This window comes from Rhodopila sp. (assembly GCF_965276935.1).
Lineage (GTDB): Bacteria > Pseudomonadota > Alphaproteobacteria > Acetobacterales > Acetobacteraceae > Rhodopila.
Genome location: NZ_CBDIBS010000003.1, coordinates 678,477 through 692,614, shown reverse-complemented (window position 1 = coordinate 692,614; position 14,138 = coordinate 678,477). Strand labels below are relative to the sequence as shown.

Genomic DNA, 14,138 nt, shown 5'->3' with positions numbered 1-14,138 from the left:
GTCTTGCCGCCGACGCGGCCGCTTTGATAAAGTAGTTCGCGCGTGTTCGTGACCTTGGCTCGACTGCCATTTGTCCAGCCCATGCATGCAACATGATATAGTTGTTCATTAGCACCTATGCAGGCGTTAAATTATGAACAGGCGCGAATAAGCGATAGAAATACATCTGCGCCGATATAGTATCGATATTTCTTTCACTGCACAGCCAGTCTTCCGCCAGACATTGTGATCGCCATAAGCCGGCAAACCTCGCCTTTTGTCTTGCTCGCCTCCGAAATATTTCCAACAGTCGAGCATTCCCTAATGGAGAACGGCATCATGAGAGCAGCTCTAATAGCCGCTATACTTGGCACAGGATTGTTGCTGGTTCCCGCCGCCTATGCACAGACGGACACGGGGGTCACCGCCGCCTGCAAGGACGGCTCCGACTATTCCGGGAAATCCCGGTCCGGCGCCTGTCGTGGCCACGGCGGGGTCGCATCCTGGGGCGCCACGACGGCGTCGGCCACACCGGCCGCGAAACCAGCCAACGCTCGCATTGCCAGTGCGTCAACGCCCGCGACGACGCCTTCGTCTACGCCGTCACCTTCGCCCACGCCGTCACCTTTGATCGGGTCGACCAAACCCTCCCTTGCCTCAGCCCCGGCAACTGGGCCGACCGGCACAACCGCGCCAAAAGCCGGTGGCGGCACCGGGCAGGTATGGGTTAACAATACCAGCAAGGTCTACCACTGTCCTGGCACGCGTTACTACGGCAAGACGAAGAACGGCGCCTACATGGCCCAGTCCGCCGCGGAAGCAGCCGGCGATCGGCCCAGCGGCGGCAAGGCTTGCTCCTAGGCCAAATATAACGCCCCGAATGTAACGCTGGGGAAAGCACCGGCAGCGGGCATCGCTGTATGCCCGCGCCCTGGGGTAGCGGTGGGCCCTGGGGTAGCGGTGGGTTTGGTCTCCCGTACAGGAAACCGCTGCCCTATGTCCGCCGCGTAAGACAACGAACTTTGGGGGCAGGACCCCGTCTGCATTGAACCCTGCATCAAAGCCTGGAACAAAGCCTGTCGCAAATCGAGCGTCTGTTTGTTCTTGATTTGGTTCGGAATCTGCGATAAGAACAAAACACAAACATTTTCTGGATCCGCCGCTATGTCCCAGCATCCTACCCTTTACCAACCCAGCATTTTCCTCGAACGTCTGGTCCGCTTCCTGATACCGTACTTCCTCACGATCACGCCGGATCTCAATCTGGCCCGAACGGAAATCCTCGAAACACTGATATCCTACGGCGCCCGTACGCGGGCGGAGATGTTGAACGCCGTTCAGATCATTGCTTTCGGCTTCTCCGCACTCGACGTTCTGGCGGAGGCCAAGGCAACCGAGATGTCGCCCACCCTACGGCTGCGTTTCCGTGGCTGCGCCAACGGCCTCAACCGCTCCTGCCAGCAGAATGAGAAAGCGCTGGCCAGGCGCCTGACCTGCGATATACCCAACGTCGCTGCCGCGGAGGCCGAACCGCTAAACGACGTCCCGGACCCAGCGGTCGAGGAAGCCATCCAGCAGGCCAGCGCCAAGATCGAGACCTACCGCAACCGCCTTTCCGGGGCCCGACCCGCTACCGTGCCGCATGCCATAGCGCCGTCGCAGCAGGACGCAAACCCGCGGCCATGGGGCAGCGCGATCATGCAGGCTCTCGCCGAAACACAAACTCCCGGTTCGGCTGCTCTCGCTCCGTGACACCGGCGGCCCGAACAGCCTGATCAGGTTGTCATCCGGGACCTGATTTCGCTGGCGAAGGGCACGACCCCAAGCTGCCGATCTCAGACGTTCATGCCCGATCCGCAACCATCAGCAAAGCCAGCTTTCCCCGGGCGTCTTCCGGGATCGCTACCGGCCTTTGCACCCCTCGCTCGACAAACACATGCACAAAATGCCCCTCGGCCGTCGCTGCCGCCTCATCGTTGCGGAAAATGCCGATTTCATAGCGCACCGAACTTCGCCCGATCGAGGCCACACGAATCCCTACCGTCACCCGGTCGGGAAACGCCAGTGAAGCATGATACCGACACGCCACCTCGGCCACCACGCAGTGCACCGGGCCGTCCAGCAGGCCGACCACCTTCTCCGACATTTCAAAATATGTGATTGCCGTGTCGAAGTAGGAGAAATACACCACGTTGTTCACGTGCGCGAACACATCGTTGTCCATCCACCGCGTGGTGATGGCATGGAACCAACGGTAATCATCTCGTTTTCCGGGCGGTTGACGGCTCATTGCGACACGCATCCTGCACAAATCCAGTCTCCGCTTCCCTTAGCCGAGCCCTGCGTCATTGGACAGCGCGAACGTCCGGGGCTACACGGCCGGTCGCTTTCCTCGGCCTGAAAGGGATCAGCTTGCAGCACCGTCTCATGATCCAGGCTATCGCCGGTCCGCTTCTCCTGGCCGCCATGCTGCTGCCGGCACCAGCCTTTGCCCACGCGATCCTGGAGGACAGCACGCCGCCCGCCGGCGCCTCGGTCCCCGCCGGTCCGCTTGACCTGCACCTGCGCTACAACAGCCGGATCGATCGCGCCCGCTCCCGCCTGACCCTCACCCGGCCGGACCACAGCCACGACACCGTGCCGATCGCGGCCGCCGGACCGCCCGACATCATCAACGCCCGTCTCGACCTGACCCCCGGCGCCTACGTCGTTCGCTGGCAGGTGCTGGCAATCGATGGCCACATCACCCGCGGCGACGTTCCTTTCACCGTCACGGCGCCCTGATCAATGGAGTTGCTGGTCGACCTGTTCGGCTACCTCTCGATCATCGTCCACGGCCTGACCATCCTGTCGCAGTCGATGGCGCTGGGCGGGGCCCTGTTCCTGGTATCGCTGGCCCGCCCGCTAGCCAGGCGCCTGGGACCCGCCGGCCAGACCATCGCCGCCGGCACCGCGCGCATTGCCGGCTATGCCGCGCTAGGTCTGCTGCTGTCTGAGGCCGCGACCGTCGCCTTGCAGACCGCCGTATTGACCCCGACCGTGGACCTGAGTGTCTCCGACGTTCTGGCCGCCAACTTCGCCGTGGCTGGACTGGTGAAGACCGCGGCCGCCGCATTGCTGGCGATCCTGCTGCTGGGCTGGAAGGTCCGAGCGCCGTCCCTGCCGCTGCTGGCGCTGACCCTCGTGGAACTCGCCGCCGCAACCCTGACCACCCACGCCGCGGCTCGGCTGGACGATCGCGCCGTCCTGCTGCTGGTCGAGGGTCTGCACCAGCTTGGCGCGGCGATCTGGGTCGGCGGCATCCCATGTTTCCTGCTGGCGCTGGCCCGCGTGCGCGATGCCGCATCCTGGCGGCTGGTCGGTGCCCGCTTCTCCCGCATGTCCATGGCAGGCGTCGCCTGCATCCTGGTCAGCGGCAGCACCATGAGCCTGTTCTACATCGGCGACTGGCAAGGCTTCTATGGCACCGCCTTTGGCATCATGGTTGGCGCCAAGATCGCCATGTTCCTGATGCTGCTGGGTCTTGGCGGCATGAACTTCCTGCTGGTCGAGCGCCTGCGTGCCAATCCCGCCACCTCGGTCAACCGCATGCGCCGCTTCGCCGAGGTCGAGTTCGGCATCGGCATCGCCATCTTCTTCGCCGCCGCCTCATTGACCTCGGTGCCGCCCGCCGTGGACCTGAAGCAGGACCGTGTGACCTGGCCGGAGATCGTGGCGCGCAATATGCCTGAGTGGCCACGCCTCAGCAGTCCTGACCGCGACAGCCTGGCGCTGCCCGCCCTGCAGGACAAGCTGGATGCCGAGGCGGCGACGCGGAAAGCCGCACCGCAGGTGGCCTTTGTTCCTGGGGCAGGGGAGCTGCCGCCGCGCAATGCCGACGACATCGCCTGGTCGGAATACAACCACCATTGGGCCGGACTGTTCGTCGTCGGCGTCGGGCTGCTCGCCCTGCTCAACCGCGCCGGCATCCGCTGGGCCAGGCATTGGCCCCTGCTGTTCCTCGGCCTCGCGGTCTTCCTGTTTGTCCGCTCGGATCCCGAAACCTGGCCCCTCGGCCAGATCGGCTTCCTGGAAAGCTTTCGCGACGTCGAGGTGCTGCAGCACCGCGCCTTCGTGCTGCTGCTGGTAGTGTTCGCGCTGTTCGAATGGCGGGTGCGGGCGACCAACTGGACCAACCGCAACGCTGCTCTGGTCTTTCCGCTGCTCTGTGCCGGCGGCGGCACGCTGTTGCTCACCCACAGCCATGCCATCGCCAACCTGAAGGACCAGGAGCTGATCGAACTGATCCACACGCCCTTGGCGCTGGCCGGCATTGCCGCCGGCTGGGGTCGTTGGCTGGAGATCAGGTTGAACCCACGGGAAAATCCCATCGCCTGGCAGATCGCCGGCTGGGTCTGGCCCGTCTGCATCCTGTTCGCTGGTCTGCTGCTGCTGGGGTATCGAGAGGCATAGAGTTGCCGTCATGCTTAACGTCGGGCGGTTTCTCGGATGCCTTTAGGCTTCCGCCACAAGCGAAGCGACCTTGTCGGCGTGCGCCGGATCACGCGGCACCTGCTCCGGCCGCGCCGCCGCCGGCGTTGTCGAATTGCCGAACCGGAGCAACAGGTCCGCGATCTCCTGGACCGGCTTGGGCTTGCTGAACAGATAGCCCTGGATTTCGCCGCACCCTTCCGCCCGTAGCGCGGCGAGTTGCTCGGCGGTCTCCACACCCTCGGCGTTGACGGCGATACCCAAGGAGCGGCCCAGGCCGATCACGGCGCGGACGATCGTGCGGCTGTCCTCCTGATCCTCGATGCCCTTCACGAATGACTGGTCGATCTTGATCTTGTCGAACGGAAACCGACGCAGGTAGCTCAAGGATGAATACCCAGTGCCGAAATCGTCCATGGCAATACGGATGCCCATGGCGCGCAAGGCGTGCAGGCTATCAAGCACCGCGGCCTCGTCTTGGATAAGCACCGACTCGGTAATCTCCAGCTCCAGCCGGGTCGCGGCAAGTCCAGATGTCGACAAGGCATGCGCTGCGTCCTCCGCCAGGGAGCGGGTTCGGAACTGCGCCGGTGAAAGGTTGACGGCCACCTTCAAGGCACCGGGCCAACCCGCCGCATCGATGCAGGCTCGGCTCATGACCCAGGCGCCGATCACGCCGATCAGCCCGATCTCCTCGGCGACCGGAATGAACTCCGCCGGGCTCACCAGGCCACGCGTCGGATGGTGCCAACGCAGCAGCGCCTCGAACCCTGCTATCCCACCCGTCTGCACAAGCGGCTGGTAGTACAGCTCGAACTGTTCCTCGGCCAGCGCTTTGCGCAAGTCGATTTCCAGCGTCCGCCGCGCCTGCATCGCCGCGTCCATCTCACGCTCGAAGAATCGGAACGTGCCACGGCCATCATCCTTTGCCCGATACAGCGCGAGGTCGGCTCGCTTGAGCAGCGCATCGGGCGTTTCAAGTCCGTCCATCGATAGCGCAATGCCGATGCTCACCCCGATCACGACCTCCTGCTGATCGATATCGAATGCTTGGCCCAGCATCTCCACCAGTCGCCGCGCCAACGCCGTTGCGTCCGTCGGCTGGCTAGCCTTTTCCTGCACGATGACAAATTCGTCGCCACCGAAGCGGACCACCAGATCGGTTTCCCGCGTGCATTGGCGCAACCGCTCGGTCACCGCGCGCAGCAACGCGTCGCCGGCCGCGTGGCCCAGCGTGTCGTTGACCGTCTTGAAACGGTCAAGATCGAGGCACAGCACCGCGATACCGTCGCCGCGGCGGGCCCGCGCCAGGGTCTGCTGCATGCGCTCGCTGAACAGCAGGCGGTTGGGCAAGCCGGTCAGTGGGTCATGACGCGCCATATGAGCGAGCCGACCTTCAGTGGCACGCCGCTCCGAGATGTCTTCATAGGTCGCAACCCAGCCGCCGCTGGCGACGGCCTGTTGGGAAACGGCGATCGAGCGGCCGTCCGGCAGTTCGCATGAAAGTGCCGCTACCGCGCCATCGCGGCCGCTTTCAAGCAGCATGTGCAGGCCCGCATTCCGCAGAACCGTTTCCGCCAGCGCTTCCGGCTCTGGCTCGCCAAACATCTCGACAAAGCGGCGGTTGGCGACGGCGAGCCGTCCATCGGCGCCGAACAGGCAAAGTCCCTGGTTCATGTTGCCCAGCGCCGCCTCCAGCCGCGCGTGCTGTGCGGCGAGTTCCCCGGCATGATGGGTCGCCTGCTGGTTCATCAGCCCCTGAATACGCGCCAGCGCCTGCACGATACTGCCCTGCATGATCGAGAGCGCCCGCAACAGTTCCGCCGTTTCGCCGCGGCCGGTGACGGAAATCGCATTGTCGAGCTGCCCCGCGGCGATCAGTTGCGCGATTCGGACCGCTCGCCGCACCGGCGGGGCGATCATTTGCGTGAGCAGCACGGTGATGCTCAGCGCAATCAGAACCGTCACCCCAACGACCACCGAGGTCCGCCGCACCTGCGCCGCCACCAGCGCGCCGACGCTTCGGCGATAGCGGAAGCCGTCGTCAGCGAAGGTTTCTACCGCCTGCTCAAACTGCGCCTGCACGGCGAGAACGTCCGGACCAGCGAGCGTCTGGCCTCCGCGTCCCACGACCGACCTGATCGTGCGGCTAAGGCTTTCCGCGGCGTTTCGGCCTGCCGGCGACATCGCACGGTCACGCGCCACATCCAGGTCCTCCAGCACGGCACTGACCGCGGCGGGTTGCAATGATCCATTCCGCCCGGCTTCAGCCAGGGAGGCGAAGCCGACCTGTGCCGATCGCAGATAGCTGACGCCCATGAACGCATCGTCGTAGATGCGGAACGCCAGCGCCCCGAGTTCTCGTTCCGCCCGCTGAGCATAGCCGCCCAGCACCCCGGTCAGCACCGTCAGCGCCATGCAGCCGGCCAGTATCTTGGAGCGTATGGACATGTTGGCTTCTCGCCCCACCCGCTTCAGCGCGCCTCGACCACGAGCAGCATCTTCGGGTGAATTTGGCATCGAACTTCGAACGTGCCGGCACTTGGGAACCGGATTTCGACGCTTGTGCCTGGCTCCTGCTCATCGGATTCGTAATTCAGAGATGGCGAATGAACGTAGATCTGGTGCAAGAAAGTGTCTTCATTATTGAACCGGACCGTGTCGCCATGGGCGATCTGCAGGTGGCTGACGGAGAACGCTCGGCTTTTTTGCGATACCATCGCGACACCACCGGCGGCGGCGATCGCGATCGACGCCAGAATCACTGTCGTTGCAAGAAAGGAAATCAACAGGGTGCGCAAAACTCCGCTCCTATCGTGTGACGATATCGCGCTGCATCGGGGCGAGCAGGGCCATCAACTGGTTCTGCGTCCAGTACGGGATGCCCCGGTGCTCCATCGCTGTCTGCAAATCCTCGGCAACAGCGTTGAATTTGGCTTGGGTTACGTTCAGGCCATTATGCGCGGCCGCCATGGAACGGCCGTGATACACGCAAGGCCCCCTGGCGAGTACGCAGATCTGTTCCACCAGGCGGGTGTTCAGGCGCTTGGCGTTGATGTTGTCGAAATCGTCCTTGACCCGGTCGTCCGCGAGGAAAAGCGCGTGGGCTTCCTCAACGATGCGCGTGATCCCAGCCTGCCCGCCGAGACGCTGGTACAGCGTGTCATCCGCATTGGCTCGCATGGGGATTGTCGTGGCCAGCAGCAGCGTGGCTAATACGACGCAACGCCAATGTCGTGGCGAGATCATCAGAAACCTCCTTGCAACGAAAGATAGACGCCGTTTTGATCGCCCTGCCGCGCGATCGGCCCCAAGGCGACGAAGGCCAAGGTCGCCGACAGGTGCTTGTTCAGGAAGTAGGATGCGAACGCGTCAAACGCGGTGCCCTCCTTCGCGAAGCTCAGGTTGTCCGGCTTGGTGCGGACCTCGGCGCCAATGGCGAAGTCACGGCTTAGCAGCAGAGCGGCGGAGCCCTCGAATTCCGCGTGGTAACCGTTATCGCGGTCGCCGCCAAAGCCGAGCAGGCCGAACTGGTTGGCCTTCGTGGCGCGCACCGTCGCGTCCAGCAGCAGGCTTTGGGCCAGGAACAGCTTGGTGGCCGAAATGTAGAAGTCTTCCCCATCCGGGCTGCGCGCGCCGATCGCCTGCAGCACGTTGTGGCTGTCCGCGGCCTTGAACTGCGTGCCGATGGCGATTTGCGGCAGCCAGCTATCCTGGTCATAGACCGCGTCACCCAGTACCCGCACCTTGGCGCCGACCACGTCAAGGTCGAATACGTATCCCGACCCCAGGCCAAGCCGGCCGCCGGCCGAGCCCGTGTTAAACCACTGGTGCGTATAGGACAGTTCCAACCGATTATAGAGGCCGACGCCCACGCCGGCGGATTGCAGCGTAAAACTGGGCAAATAGGCCGAGGTGTAGTGTACATTGGCGCCAATGGCGTCCCGTGTGCCATAGCCGGTGATCAGCGCCCACGGCACAAGCCCGCCGCCGCCGGCGCCTTCCAACTGCGTCACGCCAGAGGTAGCCAGCAGACGGCCGCTATCCTGCGCTCGGCCGGCCATCGGCAGGCAGAAAAGCGCCACCAGGATATACCCGCATAATTGGCAAGTCGCCCGCACAGTAATCCCCCGGAATGAAAGCCGAGCCGTCTCAAGCCAGGGCGTGAACCTGCGGGATTTCTGTTAACAAACGGTTTACGCCCGCAGGTTTAGTCGGGCGCGCCAGACAGCTTCAGGCTGACCGGACAGCCTGAAAGCCATCGAGACCTTCGTTCGATCGCATCATCCACCTGCCTTGAACGGTCTGCCCGGCGTGATCAGGCGTCAGGCCGCATCCTTCAGGATGTCGCTGATCGTGCGTTCCAGATGACGTAACGTATTGCATACAGTCACCAGATGACAGAATGGCGCGTAGCGATACATGTCCGAATCGCCGATGCCCCAGGCGGAGCGGTACTCCGGATTGAGCCAGATGATCCGCTTCGACCGTTGCGAGATCTGGCCGATGATCTCGGTGCGCGGGTCGGTGCGGTTGCCGCGTGCGTCGCCCAGGATGATCACGGTCGTCTTGTTGGTAACGAACCGCATCCAGCCATCCTGGAAGTCGGCGAAGGCATTGCCGTAGTTCGAGGAGCCGTATCCGATCAGCGACATGATCCGGGTGATCGCGTCCTCGACCGGCGCCTTCTCCAGGATGTCGGACACCTCGATCAGCGATCCGGCGAAGGCGAAGGAGCGAATATCCGACAGTGCCTCATTCAACGCATACAGAAACATCAGCAGGAACTGCGACATCGCGGCGACCGAGCCGGAGACGTCGCACAGCACCATCACGCGTGGCTTCTCGATGCGCTTCTGCTTCCAGACAGTAACGAACGGCACGCCGCCCCAGCCCATGTTCCGCCGCAAGGTCCGCCGCGTGTCCAGCACCCCACGCAGATGCCGGCGGCGGGTCTTGGCGTAGCGCGCCGCCAGCTTCTTTGCCATCTGCCGCACCAGCACGCGCATCCGGTCCAGATCGCGCCGCTCCAGGTTCGACAGGCGGGCGGACTTCAGCAGGTCCTCGCGGAATTTCTCGGTTTCGCCCCTGGCGAACAGGATCAGGTTGCGCTCGACGAAATCCCGCACCGCGTCACGCAGCGCCTCGAGCCGGTTTTCCAGGAATTGAGCGCGCCCAAGACCCTCCGGCGTGCCAGTCTGGCGCATTGCCTCGATGTCGCGTTCAAGCGGACGCAGGCCCATGCGGTCCAGGATGCGGCGGGCGTAAAGGTTCTTTTGCGTAAAGAACCGGATCGCCTCGATGCCGGCGTCCCGCGCCGCCTGCTCCATTGCCGTTGCCAGTGCGGCGCGATCGTCGCCGGCCAGCAACTGGCCGAGGGACTGGCCGCCTTGGCCGCCCATTCCATCGCCGCCTGGACCGCTGGCGGGGCTGGAAGACGGATTGGCATCCGGCGCTTCGGCTGCGTCCGCGTCTTGTCCCGTATCGTCGAATTCATCGCGCTTAAAATACAGATCGAAAGCCTCGTCGTACAGCGCCTTCTCGTCCGGCGTCTTCGCCAGGACCAGGCCGAGGCTGTCCTTCAGCACGGCACGATCGCTGAAGCCTACGAGGTCCACCGCGCGGGCCGCGTCGATCCCCTCCGCCGCGGAGACTTGCAGACCCGCGCCGCGCGCGACCTGGAGGAACCGTCGCAGCGGTTCAGTGGCGGGCGCGGCCTGCATCTAGGCGACTCCCGCCTCCTGCCGAGCCTTGTGCGTCAGGCCGGCAAGCTGCTTGGCCGCCGCCTCGACATCGGCCTCAAACTTCAGCAGCACGTTCAGCGTGTCACGCACCAGATCGACCTCCAGAACAGAGGCATGCAGCAGCAGCATCACCTTCGCCCAGTCAATCGTTTCACTGACCGAGGGCACCTTCTTCAGGTCCAGCGCGCGCAACTGCTGCACGAAGCTGACAAGCTGCTTCAACAGCCGAGCGTCGATGCCCGGCACGCGGGAGGCGATGATCCTCGCCTCCAGCCTGTCGTCCGGAAAGCCGATGTGCAGATGCAGGCAGCGCCGCTTCAGCGCGTCGCCCAGGTCGCGGGTGCTGTTCGAGGTCAGCAGCACGATCGGTGGCGTGACCGCCTCGACCGTGCCGATCTCCGGGATCGTCACCTGGTAGTCGGACAGGATTTCCAACAGGAACGCCTCGAACTCCTGGTCCGACTTGTCGATCTCGTCGATCAGCAGCACCGCGCCATCCGGCTGCTGCAAGGCGCGCAGCAGTGGCCGCGGCTCGAGGAACTGGTGCGAGTAGAAGATGTCGCCGAACGCGTGCAGCTTGGTCAGCGCCTCGGCCAGGCCGTCCGCCTCGCCGATGACCGAGCTGATCTTGTCCTTCAGGATCTGCGTATACAGAAGCTGCTTGCCGTACTTCCATTCGTACAGCGCCTTAGATTCGTCCAGCCCCTCGTAGCACTGCATGCGGATCAGCGGCAGTTTCAGCCAGGACGCAACCGACTTGGCCAACTCCGTCTTGCCGACGCCGGCGGGGCCTTCCACCAGAATGGGCTTGCGCAGATGGTGCGCCATATAGATCGCGGTGGAAATCTGCCGGTTGGCGATGTAACCGGCCCCGCTCAGGCCGTGTTCGACAGCATCGATCGATCGCAGGGCAGACCCGCCCTCCGGCAGCGCATCATTCACATCCGGCTCCAGCTACTGTGCAGTAGGTCGGATCGCATCCGGACGGGGGAATGTCAAACCGTGGCAGGAAGGCGAGGGCTCCGCCCCTCGACCCCGCCAAGGGCTGACGCCCTTGGAACCCATTTAGGGGTTTGTGGGAGAGGGGGCTACTCGGTGGTTGCAACACGTGAGTCGCCCCCTCTCCCACAAGCCCCTGGACAGGGATCAAAGGGGCATCAGCCCCTTTGCGGGTCCAGGCAGAGTCCTGGCCTTCTTCTACAGTTCGATCACCCCGCCCCGCAGGCCCTTCGCCACCGCCTCCGCTCGGCTTGTCGCGTCCAGCTTGGCGAACAGTGCCTCCAGGTGAAACTTCACGGTATGCACGGAGATCCCCAGATGGCGAGCCACCGACTTGTTGCTCAGGCCCTGACCGACCAGCGCCAGGATCTCACGCTCCCGCGGGGTCAGCAGAGGTGCGTCCTCGGCCACCGGCGCGAAGCCTCGCTCCACCGCCGTTGCGGGGGAACGAACCTGCAAGCCCGCCGCCACCGCGCGCAACGCCAGATCAAGCTGGTCCGCCGAGGCGTCCGCCGCCAGCACCCCGGCCGGCGAACCAGACACTACCTCACTGTCCGTCAGGACCACGACCGGCGCCTCGGTTTCTCGCGCGCCGCGGCCGACGTCACAGAGTTCCACGTCGGGCGTATCCTCGGTGACCGTGTGGCCGGCGGCCTGCAGCATCGCCGCCAGTCCGCGACGGCGAAGCGCATCCGTCGCGTGCAGTCGGATGCGCAGGCCGTCGGACGCGCTCATGCGGCGGGTCTTGCCGCTATGGTCACGCTGATCGCCTGAACGGCCCCGGCGCGCAGCACGCGCAGCATGACCGCCTGGCCGATGCGGTCCGAACTCAGCGAAGCAGTCAGCGCCCGCGGCCGGGCGACCGGCTTGCCGTCGATGTCCAGCACGATATCGCCCGGCAGCACGCCGGCCGTCTCGGCTGGCGCGGACGCGGCCAGGCTCACCACCATCAGACCGCTTTCCCGCCCGGCGGCCGGCCGGAGACTGTCTGGGATCATCACCGGCTGTAGACCGAGACCCAGCCAGCCGCGGGGGATGCGTCCTTCTGTCAGCAGCGGATCGACCACCCGTTCCAGGGTTGCCATCGGGATCACGATGGTCCGCCGCCGTGGGCCGGAGGTGGACATGCCCAGCATCCCACCATCCAGTGACAGCACGGGTCCGCCCTCGTCGGCGCCGAGACGCGTGTCCAACCGGATCAGCGCGTCGATCCGGCCGCCCGCCATGCTGGTCCAGGCATCACCCAGGGCATGCACCATCGCCAGCCGCGCTGTCGGGCCGCCCGCCGCGTCGGCACCGACCACCAGCGCCAGCGATCCGACGTTGGGGGCGGCGGCCGAGGGCGGCAGCGCGCCGGTCAGCGCTGTCCGCAGTTTCAGCACGGCCACGTTTGTGCCGATATCGCGCCCGGCGAGGGTCGCTTCGACCGTTTGGCCGCCGCCGGTGACCGTCAGCCTAGGATCGTCGCCGAGGACTTGCTCCGACGCCAGCACCACGTCCGGCCGCCATAGAATGCCACTGCTCTGGTGCTGGCCCGCACGAATACCGACCACGATCGGTGCCGCCTGGGTAATCCGGTCGGCCAAAGCGGCGGAAAACTGCTCGATGATGTCCATGGGAACTGGCTCCTTGCGTGGACGCATCCTGGCGCGTCTTGCGACGCATGGGCATCGGCCGGATGGCCGGGAACAAACCTCGCCGGATGGCCGGGAACAAACCTCGCCGGATGGCCGGGAACAAACCCGCCGGATAGCCGGGTGCCGCTTTGCTGATCTGGAACCCATCTGGATCTGGAAAGGACCATTTCCATGCCACTTGATGTGTTGACCCAGCCGCTTGATCCCTATTCCGCCCAGGTGGTGCAGGCGTTTGATCGCGTCGGACCAGCGGTGGTGCATGTCATGGCGTTTGGCAAGGACGGCCGGCCTGCGAGCCAGGGATCAGGTGTCATCTTCACGCCGGACGGCTACGTGCTGACGAACTCGCATGTCGTCGCCAACGCGGCCGGTTTGCGGGCCAGCCTGACGGATGGCCAGGATTGCCAGGCCGTCCTGGTCGGCGACGATCCCGCCACCGACATCGCCGTGCTGCGCCTTTCGGGCACTGGATTGCCCCATGCCGAACTGGGTGCCTCGGCTGGCTTGCGGGTCGGCCAGCTTGTCGTCGCGATCGGCAACCCGTTGGGGTTCACGTGCACCGTCACCGCCGGCATCGTCAGCGCCCTCGGCCGCACCTTGCGCACCCGCTCCGGCGGCCTGATCGACAGTGTAATCCAGACCGACGCGCCGCTTAACCCGGGCAATTCCGGCGGCCCGCTGGTCTCGGGCGCCGGTGCGGTGATCGGCATCAACACGGCGATGATCGCCCCCGCGCAGGGCATCTGCTTCGCCATCGGCATCGACACCGCGATCTGGGTCGCCACGCGACTGATGCATGATGGGCGGGTGCGGCGGTCCCGGCTGGGGATATCGGCGCAGACCGTACAGATCACCACACGGCTGCGCCGCTTTCATCGGCTGGAGCAGCTCACCGGCGCGATGATCTCGGATCTGGCGGCGGATGGAGCCGGACGGCAGGCCGAACTTGAGGTTGGGGATGTGGTGGTGTCGTTCGATGGCGCGGTGGTGACCGGTATAGACGACCTGCATCGCGCGCTGATCTCGGAGCGCGCTGGAACGTCGGTGTCGCTGGGTGTGTTGCGTCGGACCGAGCTGTTGACGGTGCCGGTCGTCCCGCGTGAGACCTGATCCTCGCGACGCTGTTGGTCGTCCGGGCTAGAGCGGTTTCACCAAGTGTGGAACCGCTCTAGCTGTATTTCACGAGCAATTTCATCAGCCTGAGATCGCTTCGCTATTCCAGTCAGGCTGATATTGCTCTAAGTTGGCGGCGGTGAGCGTTGCCCCGGCCCACCGCAGCATGGCAAGCCGGATGATCTGAAACGCAATT

General features: G+C 64.7%; 14 protein-coding genes. 5 read left to right on the top strand and 9 right to left on the bottom strand.

Annotated features, from left to right (window positions below):
* The first annotated feature begins 318 nt into the window (after positions 1–318).
* Complete coding sequence (locus tag ACQY4S_RS10965) at positions 319–840, top strand: DUF3761 domain-containing protein (RefSeq protein ID WP_428485235.1); 522 nt, start codon at positions 319–321, stop codon at positions 838–840.
* 303 nt (positions 841–1,143) lie between these two features.
* Positions 1,144–1,731: a hypothetical protein gene (locus tag ACQY4S_RS10960; RefSeq protein ID WP_428485234.1), complete on the top strand. Its 588-nt coding sequence runs from the start codon at positions 1,144–1,146 to the stop codon at positions 1,729–1,731.
* Between the two features lie 91 nt (positions 1,732–1,822).
* Here ACQY4S_RS10960 and ACQY4S_RS10955 read toward each other — a convergent pair whose 3' ends face one another.
* Complete coding sequence (locus ACQY4S_RS10955) at positions 1,823–2,269, bottom strand: acyl-CoA thioesterase (protein WP_428485233.1); 447 nt, start codon at positions 2,267–2,269, stop codon at positions 1,823–1,825.
* A gap of 137 nt (positions 2,270–2,406) precedes the next feature.
* On the opposite strand from ACQY4S_RS10955, the gene ACQY4S_RS10950 reads away from it, so the two are divergent.
* Positions 2,407–2,763, top strand: a complete 357-nt coding sequence (locus ACQY4S_RS10950; RefSeq protein WP_428485232.1) for a copper resistance CopC family protein — start codon at positions 2,407–2,409, stop codon at positions 2,761–2,763.
* A 3-nt stretch (positions 2,764–2,766) separates the two neighbouring features.
* Complete coding sequence (locus tag ACQY4S_RS10945) at positions 2,767–4,431, top strand: copper resistance D family protein (protein ID WP_428485231.1); 1,665 nt, start codon at positions 2,767–2,769, stop codon at positions 4,429–4,431.
* 42 nt (positions 4,432–4,473) lie between these two features.
* Here the strand turns inward: ACQY4S_RS10945 and ACQY4S_RS10940 are convergent, their stop codons facing one another.
* The 8 genes from ACQY4S_RS10940 to ACQY4S_RS10905 all read right to left on the bottom strand — a co-directional run bounded on the left by ACQY4S_RS10940 (position 4,474) and on the right by ACQY4S_RS10905 (position 12,808).
* Positions 4,474–6,900, bottom strand: a complete 2,427-nt coding sequence (locus ACQY4S_RS10940; protein ID WP_428485230.1) for a putative bifunctional diguanylate cyclase/phosphodiesterase — start codon at positions 6,898–6,900, stop codon at positions 4,474–4,476.
* A gap of 23 nt (positions 6,901–6,923) precedes the next feature.
* Positions 6,924–7,250 (bottom strand): cupredoxin domain-containing protein, encoded by a 327-nt coding sequence (locus ACQY4S_RS10935; protein ID WP_428485229.1) that lies wholly within the window; start codon positions 7,248–7,250, stop codon positions 6,924–6,926.
* 10 nt (positions 7,251–7,260) lie between these two features.
* A complete protein-coding gene (locus ACQY4S_RS10930; protein WP_428485228.1) occupies positions 7,261–7,698 on the bottom strand; it encodes a group I truncated hemoglobin in 438 nt (145 codons plus the stop codon).
* The gene (locus tag ACQY4S_RS10925; RefSeq protein WP_428485227.1) at positions 7,698–8,534 is read right to left on the bottom strand and encodes a DUF3034 family protein; all 837 of its coding nucleotides are present in this window, start codon (positions 8,532–8,534) and stop codon (positions 7,698–7,700) included. The genes ACQY4S_RS10930 and ACQY4S_RS10925 overlap by 1 nt, the downstream gene beginning before the upstream one ends.
* 240 nt (positions 8,535–8,774) lie before the next feature.
* On the bottom strand, positions 8,775–10,172 hold the full coding sequence (locus tag ACQY4S_RS10920; protein ID WP_428485226.1) for a VWA domain-containing protein: 1,398 nt from the start codon (positions 10,170–10,172) through the stop codon (positions 8,775–8,777).
* The gene (locus ACQY4S_RS10915) at positions 10,173–11,135 is read right to left on the bottom strand and encodes an AAA family ATPase (RefSeq protein ID WP_428485225.1); all 963 of its coding nucleotides are present in this window, start codon (positions 11,133–11,135) and stop codon (positions 10,173–10,175) included.
* 255 nt (positions 11,136–11,390) lie between these two features.
* Positions 11,391–11,927: a response regulator transcription factor gene (locus ACQY4S_RS10910; RefSeq protein WP_428485224.1), complete on the bottom strand. Its 537-nt coding sequence runs from the start codon at positions 11,925–11,927 to the stop codon at positions 11,391–11,393.
* On the bottom strand, positions 11,924–12,808 hold the full coding sequence (locus ACQY4S_RS10905; protein ID WP_428485223.1) for a S1C family serine protease: 885 nt from the start codon (positions 12,806–12,808) through the stop codon (positions 11,924–11,926). The genes ACQY4S_RS10910 and ACQY4S_RS10905 overlap by 4 nt, the downstream gene beginning before the upstream one ends.
* Before the next feature lie 192 nt (positions 12,809–13,000).
* Between ACQY4S_RS10905 and ACQY4S_RS10900 the strand changes: the two genes are divergently transcribed.
* Positions 13,001–13,939 (top strand): S1C family serine protease, encoded by a 939-nt coding sequence (locus ACQY4S_RS10900; RefSeq protein ID WP_428485222.1) that lies wholly within the window; start codon positions 13,001–13,003, stop codon positions 13,937–13,939.
* The last annotated feature ends 199 nt before the right edge of the window (positions 13,940–14,138 follow it).

Excerpts from the sequence above, each read along its gene's own strand:
- ACQY4S_RS10965 (WP_428485235.1), top strand. The coding sequence starts at position 319 with ATGAGAGCAGCTCTAATAGCCGCTATACTTGGCACAGGATTGTTGCTG.
- ACQY4S_RS10960 (WP_428485234.1), top strand. The coding sequence starts at position 1,144 with ATGTCCCAGCATCCTACCCTTTACCAACCCAGCATTTTCCTCGAACGT.
- ACQY4S_RS10955 (WP_428485233.1), bottom strand. The coding sequence starts at position 2,269 with ATGAGCCGTCAACCGCCCGGAAAACGAGATGATTACCGTTGGTTCCAT.
- ACQY4S_RS10950 (WP_428485232.1), top strand. The coding sequence starts at position 2,407 with ATGATCCAGGCTATCGCCGGTCCGCTTCTCCTGGCCGCCATGCTGCTG.
- ACQY4S_RS10945 (WP_428485231.1), top strand. The coding sequence starts at position 2,767 with ATGGAGTTGCTGGTCGACCTGTTCGGCTACCTCTCGATCATCGTCCAC.
- ACQY4S_RS10940 (WP_428485230.1), bottom strand. The coding sequence starts at position 6,900 with ATGTCCATACGCTCCAAGATACTGGCCGGCTGCATGGCGCTGACGGTG.
- ACQY4S_RS10930 (WP_428485228.1), bottom strand. The coding sequence starts at position 7,698 with ATGATCTCGCCACGACATTGGCGTTGCGTCGTATTAGCCACGCTGCTG.
- ACQY4S_RS10920 (WP_428485226.1), bottom strand. The coding sequence starts at position 10,172 with ATGCAGGCCGCGCCCGCCACTGAACCGCTGCGACGGTTCCTCCAGGTC.
- ACQY4S_RS10910 (WP_428485224.1), bottom strand. The coding sequence starts at position 11,927 with ATGAGCGCGTCCGACGGCCTGCGCATCCGACTGCACGCGACGGATGCG.
- ACQY4S_RS10905 (WP_428485223.1), bottom strand. The coding sequence starts at position 12,808 with ATGGACATCATCGAGCAGTTTTCCGCCGCTTTGGCCGACCGGATTACC.
- ACQY4S_RS10900 (WP_428485222.1), top strand. The coding sequence starts at position 13,001 with ATGCCACTTGATGTGTTGACCCAGCCGCTTGATCCCTATTCCGCCCAG.